This window comes from Collinsella aerofaciens (assembly GCF_028206995.1).
Taxonomy (GTDB): domain Bacteria; phylum Actinomycetota; class Coriobacteriia; order Coriobacteriales; family Coriobacteriaceae; genus Collinsella; species Collinsella aerofaciens_AQ.
On record NZ_JAQLFL010000014.1, the window covers coordinates 1 to 15,195 of the forward strand.

Genomic DNA, 15,195 nt, shown 5'->3' on the forward strand with positions numbered 1-15,195 from the left:
CCCGTGTACACCTCGGTCACCCTGCGGTAGTTGAACATGTCTCCGACTTTTGGCAGCCCCTTCCGCTTGTAGAACATCAGGCTATGGTCGTCCTCGGAGTAGACGGCAAAGGTCGTTCCGCGCTTCGGGTCGGGGATGTCCACGGGCTCATAGAAGTTCTCGCCCGTCGTACCCGACCCGATCGCCCCCGCCACGAGGTTGAACTGGTTCCCGATCGCAGACGAGACCCACGGCCCTGCTATAAGTATCACCAGGACGATGATCGCGATGATCAGGACGTACTCGACTGTCGACTGCCCCTTCGGGCGGCGGGGGAATCTAGGAGATACCCCCCCCCGAAAGGAATTTCCGCTGCATGCATGTGCGGCTCCCTTCGGATTGGATTGGCTGATATTGCAGAGGATAGACTCGCTCGCGCCGGACGGACCAGTGATGCCGCAGCGGCACATCGCAAGCGCGAAGGCCGAGGCACTGCCCAGGTTCTTCTGAAAGTGCCGTAGCCTCGCCGCCCGCTACCCTATCGAGCTTCCCGAGGACTAGATGGTCGATTTATCTGCCTAAAGAGGGTAGAATGACAACAGAAAACGATGCATCCCATGTAAGCAACATGGAGTGCGGGCGGCCTAGTTTTCACTCTTTGTTAAATGCCCGGGCTCCATCCCGGGCATTCTTATTTGCGCTTGTGGCTCAAATGCCGTTGAAATCTAGACATCGGCAAATAAGGCACCTATCAGCGGTGTGAAACATTTTGGCGAAAATCTGTGACACAATTTGACGGCAACTTGAAGCATAGAGCGGTTATCCGTCTCAAACCGCATGCTGACTGTTCGAACTGGTACACATCTGTTATTGTTCATGTTCAACGCCTCGCTGTAATTCAATCACACGTAAATGAAAAAGCCCCTTTAACGGGGGCTTTACTTCTATAGAATTTAGTTGCTAGCCGGCAGTCATAGCCGCGGCATGTTTTTGTAGACACCTTGGCGATGACCGACCCTAACGACCTCGATGACGGCTTTCCCGTCCTCGATCCTTGCCAGAATGCGGTAGACGCCGACGCGCCAGCGCCAACCAGAATCGGTGCCCTGAAGCTGCTTTCCGTTCGGCGCACGGCGCGGGTCCTCGCATCCGTCAAGATGCTCCTGAACCCAAGACAAAATGATGAGCCGCTGCTTCTTCGGGATGCCGAGGAGTTGCTTGGTCGCCGCCTTGGACCATTCGACGCTATAAATCATTCGGCCTCCATGGCCATGCGCATGACTTCATCCATCGAGTAGCGGGTGCCGTCGTCATCCGCTAGCGCCTCGTTGTATGCCTCGATATCGGCCGCTTCTTCGACCTTGTCGAGGGCGGCGTTCCTCACGAACTCGGAAAAGGACATGCCGAGGATGCTCGCATAGGACTGGATCCAGTCCTTCTCTCCTTCATCGAACCTGATGGCTGTTGCACTCATGGCCATGGCTGCTCCAATCAACGTATTACATCGTAGTACGTTGATTATACCCATACACTGCAGCGGCAGTCATCAAACGTACACATCTCGGCGCCCTAATTCCTACATTTCACCGAAGTTCTGGTCATCAGTTGCGGGAACGCCGCAGCAAAAAATAAGACCGAGAGTGCAGCTCGGTCTTTGCAAGTTGAAATCCGCATCGCCTGCGTAACTGGCTAGCAACCTGCGCGGGATTCGCTTCTTTCATTGATGATTCCATTTGTTGGAGTTGCGCTTTTGCAAGCGCTTCACCGTTTTCTTCGGGTATTGCAGTCACCGCGTGGCCTGCCTGCTGTCGGGGTTCTACCGAAAGTACCGAAGCCCGACCGCCCGCTACCCCATCGAGTCTCATGAGGGCTATGGAATGTGTTCGAAAGCCGCATCAGGCTCGCTGTGGGCGTATATGCGGGGCGATATTGCCTTGGATCGATAAAATATATGGCTGGTATCTAAATAGGGGGTCTAAATCGGCTCTCATTCGATTCGAGGGGGAGGGACGGATGTCCCTCCCCCGCTCTCGGGTATTGAGTGGAAGCACGGCGGGCCTAAAAAATCAATTGCGGTGGAAGCCCTCGGGCGACACCTAGAGGGAATTGATGCGTCGGTCCCCTTTTCTTTTGGAGGTTTTTCGGAAATTCCTGAAAAACCTAGGGAGCGGATTAGCTCTATACCGTTTCTATACCCCTTAGGCGGTTCAGTCGGGCATCTAGTTTCCGGTACTCATCTTATTGTTCAAGTTAAAGAAACGGCTGAACTACACCCGCCTAGGCATCGGCCTGAAAACTATTAGTCTGTCTTCTAGTCTATATTCCAGCAGAATGTCAAGCGTTTTGCCATCGAGTGCTCAACATGCCCTGCCGCTTCTATATCTGTCCCACGGTCTCTTTGCTGTCCGTCTGCCCGACAAACTGAAAGGTAGGCAAAACGGCTATTGGAGGCACCATGGAAAAAGACAAGCACGTCATCTGGAATAACAATTCTTTAGCGCATGATGGCTATGAGGAAGGCATTAAGGAGGATTGGATTCAAGAAGTCCAAGCCAAACTAGGGCTTTGCGAACCAAACGATTACTGGGTTCCCTCGGGCCTCGTCGATGCCGTCAAGGAGGCAGCTATCGATGATGCCATCGCCAACGCCATGGAGAACCACGAGGAAACTATCAATTTCGTCGAGGCCTATCGCGAGTTCGCTAATGAGGAAAACATCGGCGCTATCATCGACGAGCAGTTCGAAGACGATTTGGCCGAGCAGGCCGATATGAACGTAAGGGACTGGCTCGGAGACGAGAAGGCGAACCTCTCCGACATCGACGTTCATCGCTCTATCCCGTTCATCAGGGACGATGACGGATATTGCTTTCTCGACGGTTACCGTGAAGATTCTACCTACGATTCTATCTACACTGCGGGCGATTTGCTTGAAGCCCTCTACAGGAAGATGGACGGATACACTATCGAGCTGTCAGTCAAGGGCGGCGAATTAGTTGCGAGCGAATCCGTCGGTTACATCGGAGAGATGGAAGACCATATCGTAAAGCTCGTGGATAAGGATTTCGTCAATGAGACCGAAAGACTCGTCGAAGGAGAGTTGGAAAAGTTCTTGCAAGACAACGGGTTCGACAAGAATGCCGTTCTCGATGATGTGATCATCGCGCTTGCGGAGAAGCAAGGTCATTTGCAGGACATCGTGCCTGCAATCTGCGAGGTCTACGGCTGGCCAGTCGACAATGCGGAATCGCAGGAGGCCGGCGAGTCGCTCGGTGATATCTACGATGCGAAAAGCGCCGAGGCGGAGTTTGACCACGAGGATTGCGAAGGCATGCCTAGCGAGCAGGAGCGTGGGTAGGGTTTCTGCCGAGTGATGTGTTTCTGCCTATGTGTGGTGCTGCGGGGAGCTCTTTGGGGGCTCCCCGTTTGCTTTGCGGGATGAGTGGTGTTCGGGGAGATGGTAGAATACTGTCGTTATCGGTACCGCAGCGGCAATAGCCCTAGCGGAGTGCCATTCCTTGAGGTGCTAGAATGTAGGCTGAGGGCTGGATGTAAGACGCAGTGCCCTAGCGGAGTGCCATTCCTTGAGGTGCTAGAATTGGCGTTGTCCGACAACTGCGCGATCTTTAGCCCTAGCGGAGTGCCATTCCTTGAGGTGCTAGAATCCTTCTCATACACACCCAGGGTGTAGTTGAGCCCTAGCGGAGTGCCATTCCTTGAGGTGCTAGAATTTGTCTCGATTATGTACAAGAAAGGTATTAGCCCTAGCGGAGTGCCATTCCTTGAGGTGCTAGAATACTCTCCGCTGAAAAAGCCCCTCTAGCAGGGGCTTTTTCATTTTCAAATTCTGTAAAACGGCTTTCGGTACCTTTAATCGCCTTTCAAGAGGGACGCTTTTCAAGAAAAGATTCGCGGAGAACAATTTCGATTTTTCGCTTTTTCGGATGAAAATCGCCATTTCGCCTCGCCCTCTTTCCTCGGCTTTATAAAAATCGCCCAATTATATGTGGTGTATCGGTGAATAAAGCCTGCCGGTTCGGCAATAACATTATCGATTAGTTGTCTACATACGTAAAGACCCAGTCCATATCTCACAAGATACCAGGAAACGGAGCCACCTATGTTATTGACAGTCACAATCGGCACACCTAAGTACCTTTGCGTTCAGGACAATTGTCTTGTCATCAAGGCTCGCCATGAGGATAAAGTCCTCGACAAAATACCCCTGTGCGATATCTGGGTCATCATAATCGACAACCCCCAAGTCTCGATCACGGCATCGCTTATGGGGCAAGTCAATGATGCAGGGATAGGTGTTCTTTTCTGCGGCTCCAACCATATGCCCAACGGCTTGGCACTCCCGATAGGTGCACATTCAAGACATGCGGAAATCGTGGAGCATCAGTTGGCTATCTCGAAACCACTCAGAAACCAACTCTGGGCGAAAATCGTCCGCAGAAAAATAGAAAATCAAGCGCGTGCCCTGGAGTTTTGCGGCGGTAAGCCATGCGATGTCGAGAAAATCCTCAGCTATGCCAGGGGCGTCCAGAGCAATGACAAGACACATCGGGAAGGTGCGGCAGCCAGCGAGTACTTCTCCAAATTGCTTCCCTACGGGTCGCGATGGACGGGTCCCATGACCGCACCACTGAACTTCGGGTACGCAATTCTCAGGACAGGCATCGCACAATGTGCCGTCTCGCATGGATGGCTCGTATCGCGCGGCATTCATCACCATAGCGCCGAAAACGCCTTCAACTTGGTCGATGACCTCATCGAGCCGTTCAGAGCAGCCGTCGACCTTTTGGTGGTCAAGGAGAACATCTTGGCCCCACTATCGAGGATGAACAAGGAGACGCTGACGAAGGTCACCTCGGTTCTCGTCCTGTTAGACGACAAGGAAATGCCTGTCCAGACAGCTATCGATGTCTATTGTGAATCCCTGAGAAGGGCAATCGAGCTTAAAGATTCAGATCAACTGCTGCTGCCCACGCTCATCGGTTTGGAAATGGCAACACCGGACAACTTGAGAACGAGAGGAAGGCTATGAGAATCATGAGACTCCTGGTGATGTTCGACCTCCCTACGAAGACGAAGTCAAATAAAGACGCCTACATCAAGTTCAGACGGTTCCTGGAAGATGACGGCTATATCAGGGAACAGAACAGCATCTACTCCCGTAATCTCCTCAGTAGAGCTTCTGCCGAGGCTCATACGGAGCAGCTGAGGAAAAACCTTCCTCCTGCAGGACATGTCGTGGCGATGCAGTTCACGGAGAAGCAATACGTCGACAGGGAAATCCTCGTCAACACTGGAACCTCGGGCTCTGGAGGAAATGAGACACCGGGAACACAGCTCTTCCTGAGTTTTTAACATGAAAAGGGGAAGGCATTGCGCCTTCCCCTTTCACATAGTTCCCGCTATCTACTAACAGTGATTCGCCCGTTCGGTGAGGAGCTCAAGCCAGCAGAGACCCAAGCAGTCCTCCTGCATGATCTTCAGTTCGTCAGTCCACTTCGTTGGCGTTGGAAACTTCTCGGCTGCGAGCGGGCCGGTTTTCTGGAAGGAAACTTTTCCAGAGGATGACAGCTTTACGCTATTGTGTGCTATGTCATATCCATAATAACGCCCAACGATACCGTCTTGAATCAGTACAACACCGCGCTTCAACAAAAGGCTCGGCTCGTTTCCGGTCAGCGGAATCTTCTCCCAGTAGTCGATTGAAAGATCCTTGGAGAACTTTCGAATGAACGGTTCCTCGGCCTTCCGCTTCTGCACGTCGATGTAATAGAGGGGATCCAAAAGCCAACGCGCGGCAGATTCATCATATACGGCAAGCAGACCGTACTGCTCGTCATAAGCCCTAGCAGTACCCTTGCCATCCTTCCATGCGGTGGTGCAGGGGCCCAATGCGCCCTTTTTCTTCTTGATGAGGTCCTTGCCCTTTCCATCAATGCCCTTGTAGGAGAAAGTATTGTCTTTGAAAAGCGCCCCCGTTGCGGTGCGGGTCGGTGAATAGGTCGGCACGACGCAGGGAATCCACGCCTTGACCTGATCTTTGTACTCGGGATATGGCAGCGAGCCATTCAGCAGACGGTCGGCATCTCGATTCGTGGCGTGTTCCTCGCTGATGAGGGCAATGTCCTTGACAATCGAGGGCGTGCAGGCGGCGATTACCGCGGCATCGACAGCATAGTGGCGGTCATCCTCTCGGTTCTTCTTGCCGTTATCGTCGAGAATGCCGATGCGCCAGACTCCGCGCATGAAGGCCGTCGCCGCACCAGAGACGCAGAAGACGTGTTTTCGTCCGTCCTCGGGGAACGGGAGGCAGTCGGCAAGCCATTTCGCGACATCCTTGGACATGTAGCGGGTATCGTTCAGGTTTCGGCTAATGAAGGAGTCGATGTTATTCGCGAAGCTATCTTCCTTCAGCTTCGCGAGTTTCGAGGAATAGTAGTGCTTCGGCTCCTTGCCGCTAGCCCAGACATCCATACGGATGCAGAATTCATCCCAGTTCGGTGCGGTAGGCTCGCCCGAGGTCATCCACTCGTATGGCGTACGGTTCGACTTGTCGCGATTCGACTTCGTCAGGACGAGAACCTTGTTGGTTCTAGCGTTATCGCAGGAACGCGAGAACGGAAGGATGTGGTCGATCTCGACATAGCCCTTTTCAGTCAGCATCCGACCGAAATCAATGCCCTGACCCGTGTAGGGATCCTTGCCGCCCTGCTCGTTGTACAGTCGAACCTTATCGATGTCACGGCCCCTCACCTGATTGGCATCGGAAAGACCGAGATATTCAACGATATCGTCAACGGCCTTCTCCTTTTCCCTCTTGTTGTACTTGTTGCCGTCATCGACGAGTTCCTTTTCGTGTTTTGTACGCTTCAGCTCTTTAGCAACCTCCACGCGGATCGTATCGGGTAGACCGTAATGCCTGATAACCGAGTTGATAATCCTGCGGAGCCGAGCGCAGGAACGCAGGACGACCGGGTTGGTACAGATCGGGGAATAGCTCGAATAGGGTTTCAGGAGACCGTCATCGGTTACGTTGCGCTTGGCCGAAAGGGCTTTCCGCGCATCGTATAGCCCCGTTGCGACCTCGGCATCATACAGGCGATTGATGTTCGTGTCCTCGAACGCATCGCGGAGCATCTGGAGCGCCTTCAGGCTCGTCGAGCCGTATCCCGTAAAGAGCTTCGAGCCATAGGGCAGTTCGAGGAGCGCATCCACATCCTCTTTCGAGAGCCCGTCGGTGAGTTCGGCAATTCGCGTGGCGAAGGCCTCCGATGAGGACGCGAACGTAGCGGCGGCGCATACCGCATCCGCGAGATCGGTATCATCGCGCAGGCGGTTGAGCAGGACCGGATTCAGGTCATGGAGCGTCGAGCAGAGCGCGTTCCATGCGGGAACCTTGACGCAAACATCCTTCGCCTCGTCCGATTGGCGGACTCCCGCGAACGTGTCGGTATCGGCCAGGGCGAGTTTCTTGCGCAGCTGGGACCATTTCAGCGGCTTCGGGTTCTTGGAGACCTTGAACAGGTCGTGAACGATTTGGTTGCGCGTCAAGGGCGAAATCTGCGTAGCGACTGACCCGATATGCTCGATCTTGACGTTCGCTAGCGTCTGGTAGGCGCGAACCATCTCGGATGAGATGGATGATTTCGGTCCGCGTTTAATCGGCTCGCCGAGATAGGTGCAGTAGCCCACCTTTGAGTAGATGATTCCGTCTCGCCTGGTCGTGTCTGTGAGCCAGCGCAGCGCGGCGAGATACTCCCCTTCAAGGGATTCAGTGGCAAGCCCGTTTCCAAGTTCCCGCTGATGGCGGAAAATCGCGTGGACTTCGTCCACAACCATGTCGATATCCACGCAATGGATGTAGTCATCTTGACGGTTGCGGCTTTTCGGCTGCGTTATGAGGTATTGGGCGAATGTCTCGTAGCCGTTAGCATCCATAATCTCGGCGTTTTCCTTCAGGGCCTTCTTCACCTTGCCGGCATCCTTGTCGTTGTCGGCCTTGCCGTGGTCGATGTAGCCGCGGCGACTGGCGAATCCGTAAAGGACGCGGGCGAGCTCGCGACTGGAAAGGATTTCGCTCAGGCCCTTCACTCGCAGCTGGATGTTGTCCTGTTCGCCCTTGCGTACGGAGAACCATTCGGAAGACGCGCCCTCGGGAATGACGCTGTGAGCCATCAGAATCTTGCGGATATGCTTCTTCCTCGCCGCGCGGCGGGCGATATTGCGGCGCTGCGACCTCGCTTGGCGTCTTGCCGATGCCAGGCTCGTCTTGTTTTTCGGATTCCACGGGCAATCGAACAGATGGGTTGCCATGAGGACGATTTCTTGGTTCAGCTCGTCCATGAGACAGACTCCGATGCCGGCGATTTCCATGTCGATGCCGAGAACCAATTTTCGGGGCTTGGAGCCGAACTGCTCGCGCGACATCAGGGCCGTCTTCACGAGCTCGGGGTCGAATCCGCAATCGCACGGATCTTTATAAGCTGCCATATTCACTTCCTGTCTTCTTGAAGCGCTTGGGGTACGCTTTCCGATACATCAATAATAATATAGCCTCCCGCATCGGCGGAAGGCTATATCAAGGTCAGGATTTACGGTCCGATATCAATTGAAGTCGACAACGGGGGCGTTCGCGGCAGCGGCGTTCGCCTTGTATTGGCCGATGCCGTCGAAGCCGAAGGCATGGGCGAGGAAGTTCATCGGGAAAGAGGTCACCTTGCGGTTGTAGGCCGCGACATCGTAGACGTTACGCTAGAGATTGAATTTACTTCCCTACCCTGCGTTCTCAAGCAGAACGAGCGTATCCGTGGCATTGACAACCTTCAGGTTCAGGCTCTTCTCATACCAGTGCGCCGAATCCTTCGAGACGATGTAGTAGTCGAAGCCATTGGAGGTTAGGTAGGTCAGCTTTGCCTTTTTCGGTTGCATGGCGTCCACGTAGTCGCGGTAGGGGGAAGTTACTCCCATGACGCCCTTCTCATCCCAGAGTTCGGGGCGCAAGTCAAAGGGAACTTTCATCCCCTTCCATTCCAGGTAGTTGTAGATGACGGGATCCTCGGCGTATACGACGGGGTCGTAGAAGCCACCTTCGTCAATCTCTTTCACCAGGGAATCCGCAGAGCGTTCGGAGGATATCCAACAGGACTGCCCACCGTTCGTGGCACAGACATAGCAGTTCGCAGCTATCGGGCCGATTGCAGCAAGGAGGGCTATCAGGGCGATGAATTTCGCCGTCTCCGGCGATTTCAAGGGTGACGGGTCCTCCGTTTTCGGAAGCATGCTCGCAAACGCGAGGGCGCATGCAATCGAGAAGGTCCATACGTTTCGCCAATGGAGCATCGTCGCGATGAAGGTGGCGAGTACGATTACGAGCATAGACAAGTCTATGCGCCTATGGCAGAAGGCCGCCACCAGCGCCGTAGGAATGATGCCAGCCGCAAAGAAGATTACGCAGAAGCCTTTGGTCGCCTCGAAGGCGGGCTTCATCTCGGAAATCACGTTGCCGTACGATGCAGCCCCCATCGACGTTATCACGTAGCGGGCGCCATCAACTCCGTAGGGATTCGCAAAGGATGCGACGAGCATCGCGACCAAGGCGAGGCTGAGGGGGAAGATCTCGCTGAGCATCTCCTCGGGGGTGACGGTTTTGAATTTGGCGAGATCGTCGGGCAGCAGGAAGCAACCAGCAAGGAAGACATCGAGGAGCCACATGGCAGACTGCATGTTGACGTGCAGCACCGTGATTGCGGGCAGGGCGATAAGGTAGCGCCAGTCGCCGGTTCGCCGCCAGCGGGTGCAGACGCCGATTGTCAGGCACATGCATGCCATCGACCATGCCGTAGGACGGACTGAGATGTAGATTCCCGCCCCGAAAAGGGCGAGGCCTATACAGAAGAGCAGGCGGGCTAAAGTGGGGCGTTTATCGTCAAATCCTCGGATTGCGAAGGCTATAGAGAGTGCGACGATGGCAGCCAGGAGAGCCTGATAGAGTATCGTGCCGGCGTAGCCCGCTAGGATATACGAGCCGTAGAGCAGGACATCGTGCAGCCACTGCTGGACGACAATCGGCTTGTAGGAAGAGAAGGACCACGGGTTCGTGTACGGGATGCCCTGCTTGACGATTTCCCTTCCCGTGGCGAGCAGGAACCAGCCGTCGCTGTCATACGATCCGTTCCCCTGCATGAGGAAGCCTGCCGTCAACATGATGCAGGCGAGCAGGATGAGCAGCAGGCGGTCACGCTTCCTGTTTTCCACGAACGGTAGCAGGAAGACACGCAGAATAGGGATGCGGAACGGCCAAGCAAGCGGGGCTTCACTTTCAGTTGTCATTCTGCTCCTCCTCTAGGGGCATTCGGACAATCTGGACGCCCGAACCGCGGCGACAGCGAATGGAGGAGCCATCCTCGAAGTGAACGATCGGGGCGTGACCGGTCGCGGTGGATTCGATTTCAATTGAGTTGACATAGAGCTTCGCGCCGTCGGGCAGGCGCAGCTTCATGTCTGGGATGATGACGATGCCGTCATCGGTCTGAGGCAACTCGATCAAGCCGCGATCGATGGCCTCGAGAAGCGTCGAGGCTGCCTTGGCATTCGCCTGCGCCTCCTGATCTTCGTAATAGAACTGGCTGCGAAGCTCTCCATAGGCCGCGAGGAAATCGTCGATTGCCTCCTCGAGCTCTGCCGTGTCACCATACTTGCGAAGTCTGGCTATAGCCTCGCTCACCTTGACCGCCGACTTCATCGGAACCACTTCGATTCGATTCCGGCAACCTCTTGCATTCGTGTCTCTTCGCGCTTCTGCAAAACCTGTCATCTCCTGTCAGGACGAGCGGAGAGACGAGTCGAGTCATACCGAGTCAGTCATATGTAATCAAGTTGGGAATAGCTGGCCGCGCCTCGCGCGGTCGGGCGGTATATTCGTCTCTCCTGTTTCATGGCGCTTGGGGTTACGCCAGTACACTCAAAATATCATGAACAAGGCCGCCGTGGCAAATGTCAGACGTCGAACAAGGAGTCCTCATCGTCATCGAAGGCATCATCATCGTCTTCCACGGCGAAATGCTTACCAAATGACGCATCATCGCTAGATGAATCGTCGTGGTCCAGTACCTCGGAGTCGTGTGCCGATTGGAAACTGTCGCTGGCATCCGATTCGATGAGTTCGGCGCCAACCACGCCCTCCGCATTCTTGGCTTCGTCGAGCTGAATCTCCCTGTAGGCTTCAAGCGGATATCCGATAAGTCTGCAAATCTCCTCGTCCGTCATCATCGGATTGGCCTTTTTCATATATTTGAAAACGAAGATTGCTTGGGAGTTCATTGAGGTCACATTCGCATCCGTATATGAAAGTACACGCTGCGCTTCAAATTTTGCACCGTTAATCAGCCAGTCGCCCGAACCCTGACGCCAAAGGGCGTCAACCGTGCCGTTGGCACGCTGGACGATGATTCGGGAAATCTGCTCGATGCCCCTTGAGGTGCAAAGAAGAACGGAAGTGCCCAAACGCCTCGATGCAGCTGTAAGGCATACCGGGTTGCCTTTTGAATCCATGAGACCGGGGATTTCGACTCGCTCTCCTTGCGGAGCCGCATCGTACCAATAGAAGTCAAGTCTCAACCCGACAGTTTCAACGAGATCGAGGCGAAGATCCAGTTCTGTCATGACGTTCCTGGCTGTCTTGTCGCCGGCGCTCATCGCGTTTGTTGTCGTGAAGGAACTCGTGTCGAACTCCTTCATACGACCGTTCTTGTATTCGATGGCAATAATCATGGTCACTCCTTAATGGTGCTTAGATTTTTGAATCTCGGCAGCGTCCTCTTGCTGCTGTCCGGAATTGGACTTCGTAGTCGAATTCGTTGGGTTGTTCGCAGCGAGACCGCCAAAACCTTTCTCATCGCGTATATCTGCCATGGCTTCGAGGATTTCCTCCTCAGTCATCTTCTTTCGGCGGCTATCCCCGACAGTAGAAGGTTTGGGATATTCGATGCCTAGCGAATTTGCTAGAGAAGATGGATACTCTACTCCCATACCGTGACGAATCTCATCGCGGGCAGCGGAGTCATTCTGCTCTATGGTCGATTTTAATCGACCCATCAATTCGGCACCTTCACGCGTACACGGGATGGCTGCTTTTGCGATCGCTAGTGCTGCGGCACGCTCGTCATCGTTCATCCAGCGCTCACGGCTCGGTAGACTTTGAGATCTTTGGCGTTGGCTTGTGTGCTTTTCCGCAATCACCTGTTCTATCGATGTCGCAGCATACTGCTTACCGAGCGTTGAGCCTTTTACTTTGCGTGATGCGGGGTCGCTCGGATGATGGTAGACAAGATCTCCTTCGCGGTTGTAATTAACCTTGATGCCGAGTTCGCCCAACTTTGACGCAAAATCCGCAGGCCCCTTGGAAATTCTCACCGCTACATCAACTCGATCGCGAATGTCGTCCTTCCAAGACCAGCCTTCGCGGGTTTCAATCTGCCGCTCCGCCATGGTTTCAGAATCGCCGAATCCATGCGGGACAACAAGGCGCATCACTCGCCCGTCTTCAGTTCTCATGGTCGTGTACGAAAAACCGGAGACTTTGTCGGAAGCGATCGGGTCACCCTCGCCGACCTTCGGCTGTGAACTAGGAGCAGCTCCGACCGTAAATGTCTCGGGTATCAGCTTGTCGATCGGATGACGTTTATCCAGCAGGTCTTGCATCGCCTCGCTGAAGTCCTCGATTTGTGCGCCCTTTGCCTCGTTCGCGAGGACTCTATCGAGAGCCGACATAGCACGATCGAGTCTCTTGCCGCGGGAGACTTTCAGACCCTTTTCGTCCATCTCGGCCTGAGTGTAGGACTTGCCATCAGTTGCAAACGCATGCCAGCCTCGTTCGAGCGACATGGTTTGCAGGTCAGCTCGCATTGCCTGGACGACCTTGGTGGTGCGCAGACCAGAGATGCGTCGTTTCGTCTCGAGCTCGGTGTTGTTGATGACGAGATGGGCATGCAGGATGCCCTGCTTGCCTTGGACTCCGCGAGCCTTATTGTCATCGTGGTAGGCAATGGCCACCTCGAAGCGGCCGATGCCCTGTCCTTCCGGACCGCGCGAGTCAAACCATTTGGATGCCCACTCGTTCACGAAGTCGCGGAAGTCATCGAGTTCAACGCCGTCGTCCTTTTCGTCCAATGAGATGATGAAGTGTTCATAGGTGCGGACCTTGGTGTCCTTTTTGACGGGAACGTTGTTGCCGAAAATCTCACGGGTCCTGTCCATGACTTTCGCCCAGTCCCTCCCCTTCCAATCGCGATCTGTCAGGTTGAGGAAGTCTTTGTCGAGGGCGCGGTCGTTTTTGAAGAGGTAGTAGCGTATCCACTTGGCAGAACTATGTCCAGAGAGAATCTTCATGTAGGTCATACGTGGCCTTCTTCCTCACTTTGGTCAGGACGCGATGAACCGTGCTTTTTACCGCGGATACGGCGGCGACGTTCTGGTTCGTATTTATTGATAGGGGCCTCAGATTGGGCGAGACCGACGGCAGTCAGGTTTACGGACGGTTTGGCGGACAGGGCCTCGACATCTTCGGCGAGAGTCTTGAGGCGATCGTAGATCGCCTTGTTCTGTTTCGAGAGACGTTCGTAGAGCCCAACGATTTCTGTGCGCTCATCTTGCGAGAGGGCGCGATGGTTGCCGTACTTCTTGATGATGCGGTTGAGGGCGCGAACCGCCTGATTGTAGTTCACGCCGATGGCGCGAACCTCGTTGGAGATGGATTCGAGCATGCTGTCGGTGATGGTCTGCACGGCCAAACTTTCCGTTTGGTCGACAGAGTGCATGAGGGCGAGGTCTGGGCCGAGCGGACGGGCGAGGGATTCGGTGCCCGGTGTGGCGCGGCGGATGGATGTCAAGTCGAGTGTGACGGGGAGTGCAACTAGGGTGCGGAGGTAGTCGCTTCGACTGGCGTTAAGGGCGGCGGCGCGGGCATCGAGGGCGGTAAGGTCGGCGGTCGGGAGGCGGACTGTGATGCGGCGGGTGGCGGACTGACCGCCGTTTGGGGGCGGCAAAATGTCTGACAGGCTGGCTGGCGGCGTTTCGCACGGCTGGTTGGGCTGCGCCTGGGGCGACATGGGAGTCGGCGTTTGGGGCTGCAAAATGTCAGACATTTGGGATATGCGGGGGCTAATGTCTGACAAATTGGGCGTGGCGGTCTGGGGTTCATTTTCATCTGGCGAAATGTCTGACATTTCGTATCTCCTTACATACGGCCGATAGTGAGCTTCGCGAGCAAGCCGTCCGTCAAGCGGATCTAAATGTCTGACAGCCTGTCGGACATTTCGCTTGGCGGGAGCGAGCGGAGCGAAGCGATTACAGGCCGCTAGCGACCCCAGCTGCGGCTTTGCCGCAGGTTCAATGTCTGACATTTCTAATGTCTGACGTTGAACGCAGCTGGCGTGCAAAATGGCCTTTATGGGTAGTTTGGGGCACGTATTTTGGCTGGGCTGGGTGTTGCCGCAACGGCATCCACAATTGGCAAGGCCGTTTTGCACCTGCCGCCTGTCCGTAGGGCAGGCGGCCGCGCCGCGGGGTGATTCGGCTCTACTCGGGGCGATTTTTGGCCGCGCGATTGATTATTCCGATACCTGTGACGTGGTTTTGTGAAGTCGGGAAATGTCTGACAGGTTGCTATCGGTCGATGGGTCAGTGTCCGACAATTCCCCATCTGTGGAACGCAAATGTCTGACAGACTATAGGAATTCTAATGAATGTCCGACAAAGCAACAGGTGAGAAATAACGTTTATAAAGGGGATTAACGCGATGATTCAGAGCACTCCTTGGGAGCGTTATCGGTGGGCTGATTTGGTGGTTCGGAACTTGAATCCGATGCGCCTCTTCCATATCCGATGAACAGTTTTGAGTCTGCTAAATTAGTTTTTAAAGTGTTTGCAGTGAGTCCACTGACTTTAATTTACGATCGACACGACATCAAAAATGAATTGATAGCAAACTATTTGTAAGGGAAAACTTATTGCGGCGATTTAATCTGAGCGATGATTCGGTTGTTTTTCGGATGCGAAATATAAAAGTGCAAATGCCTCGCGATGTAATTGGAAAGCCGTTGACCGTTTTCCGTGCAACCTGAAATGGAAGTGCGGGCTGCTTTCAATCGCTACCGATTGACAATTCGAAAGCCCGTTTCGGCGTTTTGCAAAGTGCAATCG

The 15,195-nt window shown here is 54.4% G+C and carries 12 protein-coding genes, 1 pseudogene and 1 CRISPR repeat array; of the genes and pseudogenes, 3 read left to right on the forward strand and 10 right to left on the reverse strand.

Features of this window, described 5'->3' with window-relative positions; genetic code table 11:
* The 3 genes from PMX60_RS08715 to relB all read right to left on the reverse strand — a co-directional run.
* Positions 1-194, reverse strand: a 194-nt coding sequence (locus PMX60_RS08715; RefSeq protein WP_271747577.1) for a hypothetical protein, incomplete at its 3' end; no start/stop codon positions are given.
* A gap of 756 nt (positions 195-950) precedes the next feature.
* Positions 951-1,235 carry a type II toxin-antitoxin system RelE family toxin gene (locus PMX60_RS08720; RefSeq protein ID WP_271747578.1) on the reverse strand — a complete coding sequence of 95 codons (285 nt, stop codon included), beginning with the start codon at positions 1,233-1,235 and terminating at the stop codon, positions 951-953.
* Entirely contained in the window at positions 1,232-1,453 is a 222-nt protein-coding gene (gene relB, locus PMX60_RS08725) for a type II toxin-antitoxin system RelB family antitoxin (protein ID WP_271747579.1), read from the reverse strand. Before relB ends, PMX60_RS08720 begins: the two co-directional genes overlap by 4 nt.
* Positions 1,454-2,434: 981 nt before the next feature.
* On the opposite strand from relB, the gene PMX60_RS08730 reads away from it, so the two are divergent.
* The 3 genes from PMX60_RS08730 to cas2 all read left to right on the forward strand — a co-directional run bounded on the left by PMX60_RS08730 (position 2,435) and on the right by cas2 (position 5,352).
* The gene (locus tag PMX60_RS08730; protein WP_271747580.1) at positions 2,435-3,337 is read left to right on the forward strand and encodes a hypothetical protein; all 903 of its coding nucleotides are present in this window, start codon (positions 2,435-2,437) and stop codon (positions 3,335-3,337) included.
* Positions 3,338-3,476: 139 nt separating this feature from the next.
* A CRISPR array of direct repeats spans positions 3,477-3,776; the repeat unit is 36 nt; unit sequence GCCCTAGCGGAGTGCCATTCCTTGAGGTGCTAGAAT.
* 323 nt (positions 3,777-4,099) lie between these two features.
* On the forward strand, positions 4,100-5,029 hold the full coding sequence (gene cas1, locus PMX60_RS08735; RefSeq protein WP_271747581.1) for a type II CRISPR-associated endonuclease Cas1: 930 nt from the start codon (positions 4,100-4,102) through the stop codon (positions 5,027-5,029).
* Positions 5,026-5,352, forward strand: coding sequence for a CRISPR-associated endonuclease Cas2 (cas2, locus tag PMX60_RS08740; protein ID WP_271747582.1), 327 nt, complete (start codon positions 5,026-5,028; stop codon positions 5,350-5,352). The genes cas1 and cas2 overlap by 4 nt, the downstream gene beginning before the upstream one ends.
* Positions 5,353-5,406: 54 nt before the next feature.
* On the opposite strand, the gene cas9 is transcribed toward cas2, so the two are convergent.
* From cas9 to PMX60_RS08775, 7 genes and pseudogenes are all read right to left on the reverse strand, one after another.
* Positions 5,407-8,487, reverse strand: a complete 3,081-nt coding sequence (cas9, locus tag PMX60_RS08745) for a type II CRISPR RNA-guided endonuclease Cas9 (RefSeq protein WP_271747583.1) — start codon at positions 8,485-8,487, stop codon at positions 5,407-5,409.
* 114 nt (positions 8,488-8,601) lie between these two features.
* Positions 8,602-8,724: pseudogene (locus PMX60_RS08750) on the reverse strand (hypothetical protein); the annotation flags it as partial.
* Between the two features lie 45 nt (positions 8,725-8,769).
* Positions 8,770-10,326, reverse strand: a complete 1,557-nt coding sequence (locus tag PMX60_RS08755; RefSeq protein ID WP_271747584.1) for a hypothetical protein — start codon at positions 10,324-10,326, stop codon at positions 8,770-8,772.
* A complete protein-coding gene (locus tag PMX60_RS08760) occupies positions 10,316-10,738 on the reverse strand; it encodes a hypothetical protein (protein ID WP_271747585.1) in 423 nt (140 codons plus the stop codon). The genes PMX60_RS08755 and PMX60_RS08760 overlap by 11 nt, the downstream gene beginning before the upstream one ends.
* Positions 10,739-10,992: 254 nt before the next feature.
* Positions 10,993-11,766, reverse strand: a complete 774-nt coding sequence (locus PMX60_RS08765) for a hypothetical protein (RefSeq protein ID WP_271747586.1) — start codon at positions 11,764-11,766, stop codon at positions 10,993-10,995.
* 9 nt (positions 11,767-11,775) lie between these two features.
* Positions 11,776-13,392 (reverse strand): relaxase/mobilization nuclease domain-containing protein, encoded by a 1,617-nt coding sequence (locus tag PMX60_RS08770; RefSeq protein WP_271747587.1) that lies wholly within the window; start codon positions 13,390-13,392, stop codon positions 11,776-11,778.
* Positions 13,389-14,219, reverse strand: coding sequence for a hypothetical protein (locus PMX60_RS08775; protein ID WP_271747588.1), 831 nt, complete (start codon positions 14,217-14,219; stop codon positions 13,389-13,391). The genes PMX60_RS08770 and PMX60_RS08775 overlap by 4 nt, the downstream gene beginning before the upstream one ends.
* Positions 14,220-15,195: the final 976 nt, after the last annotated feature.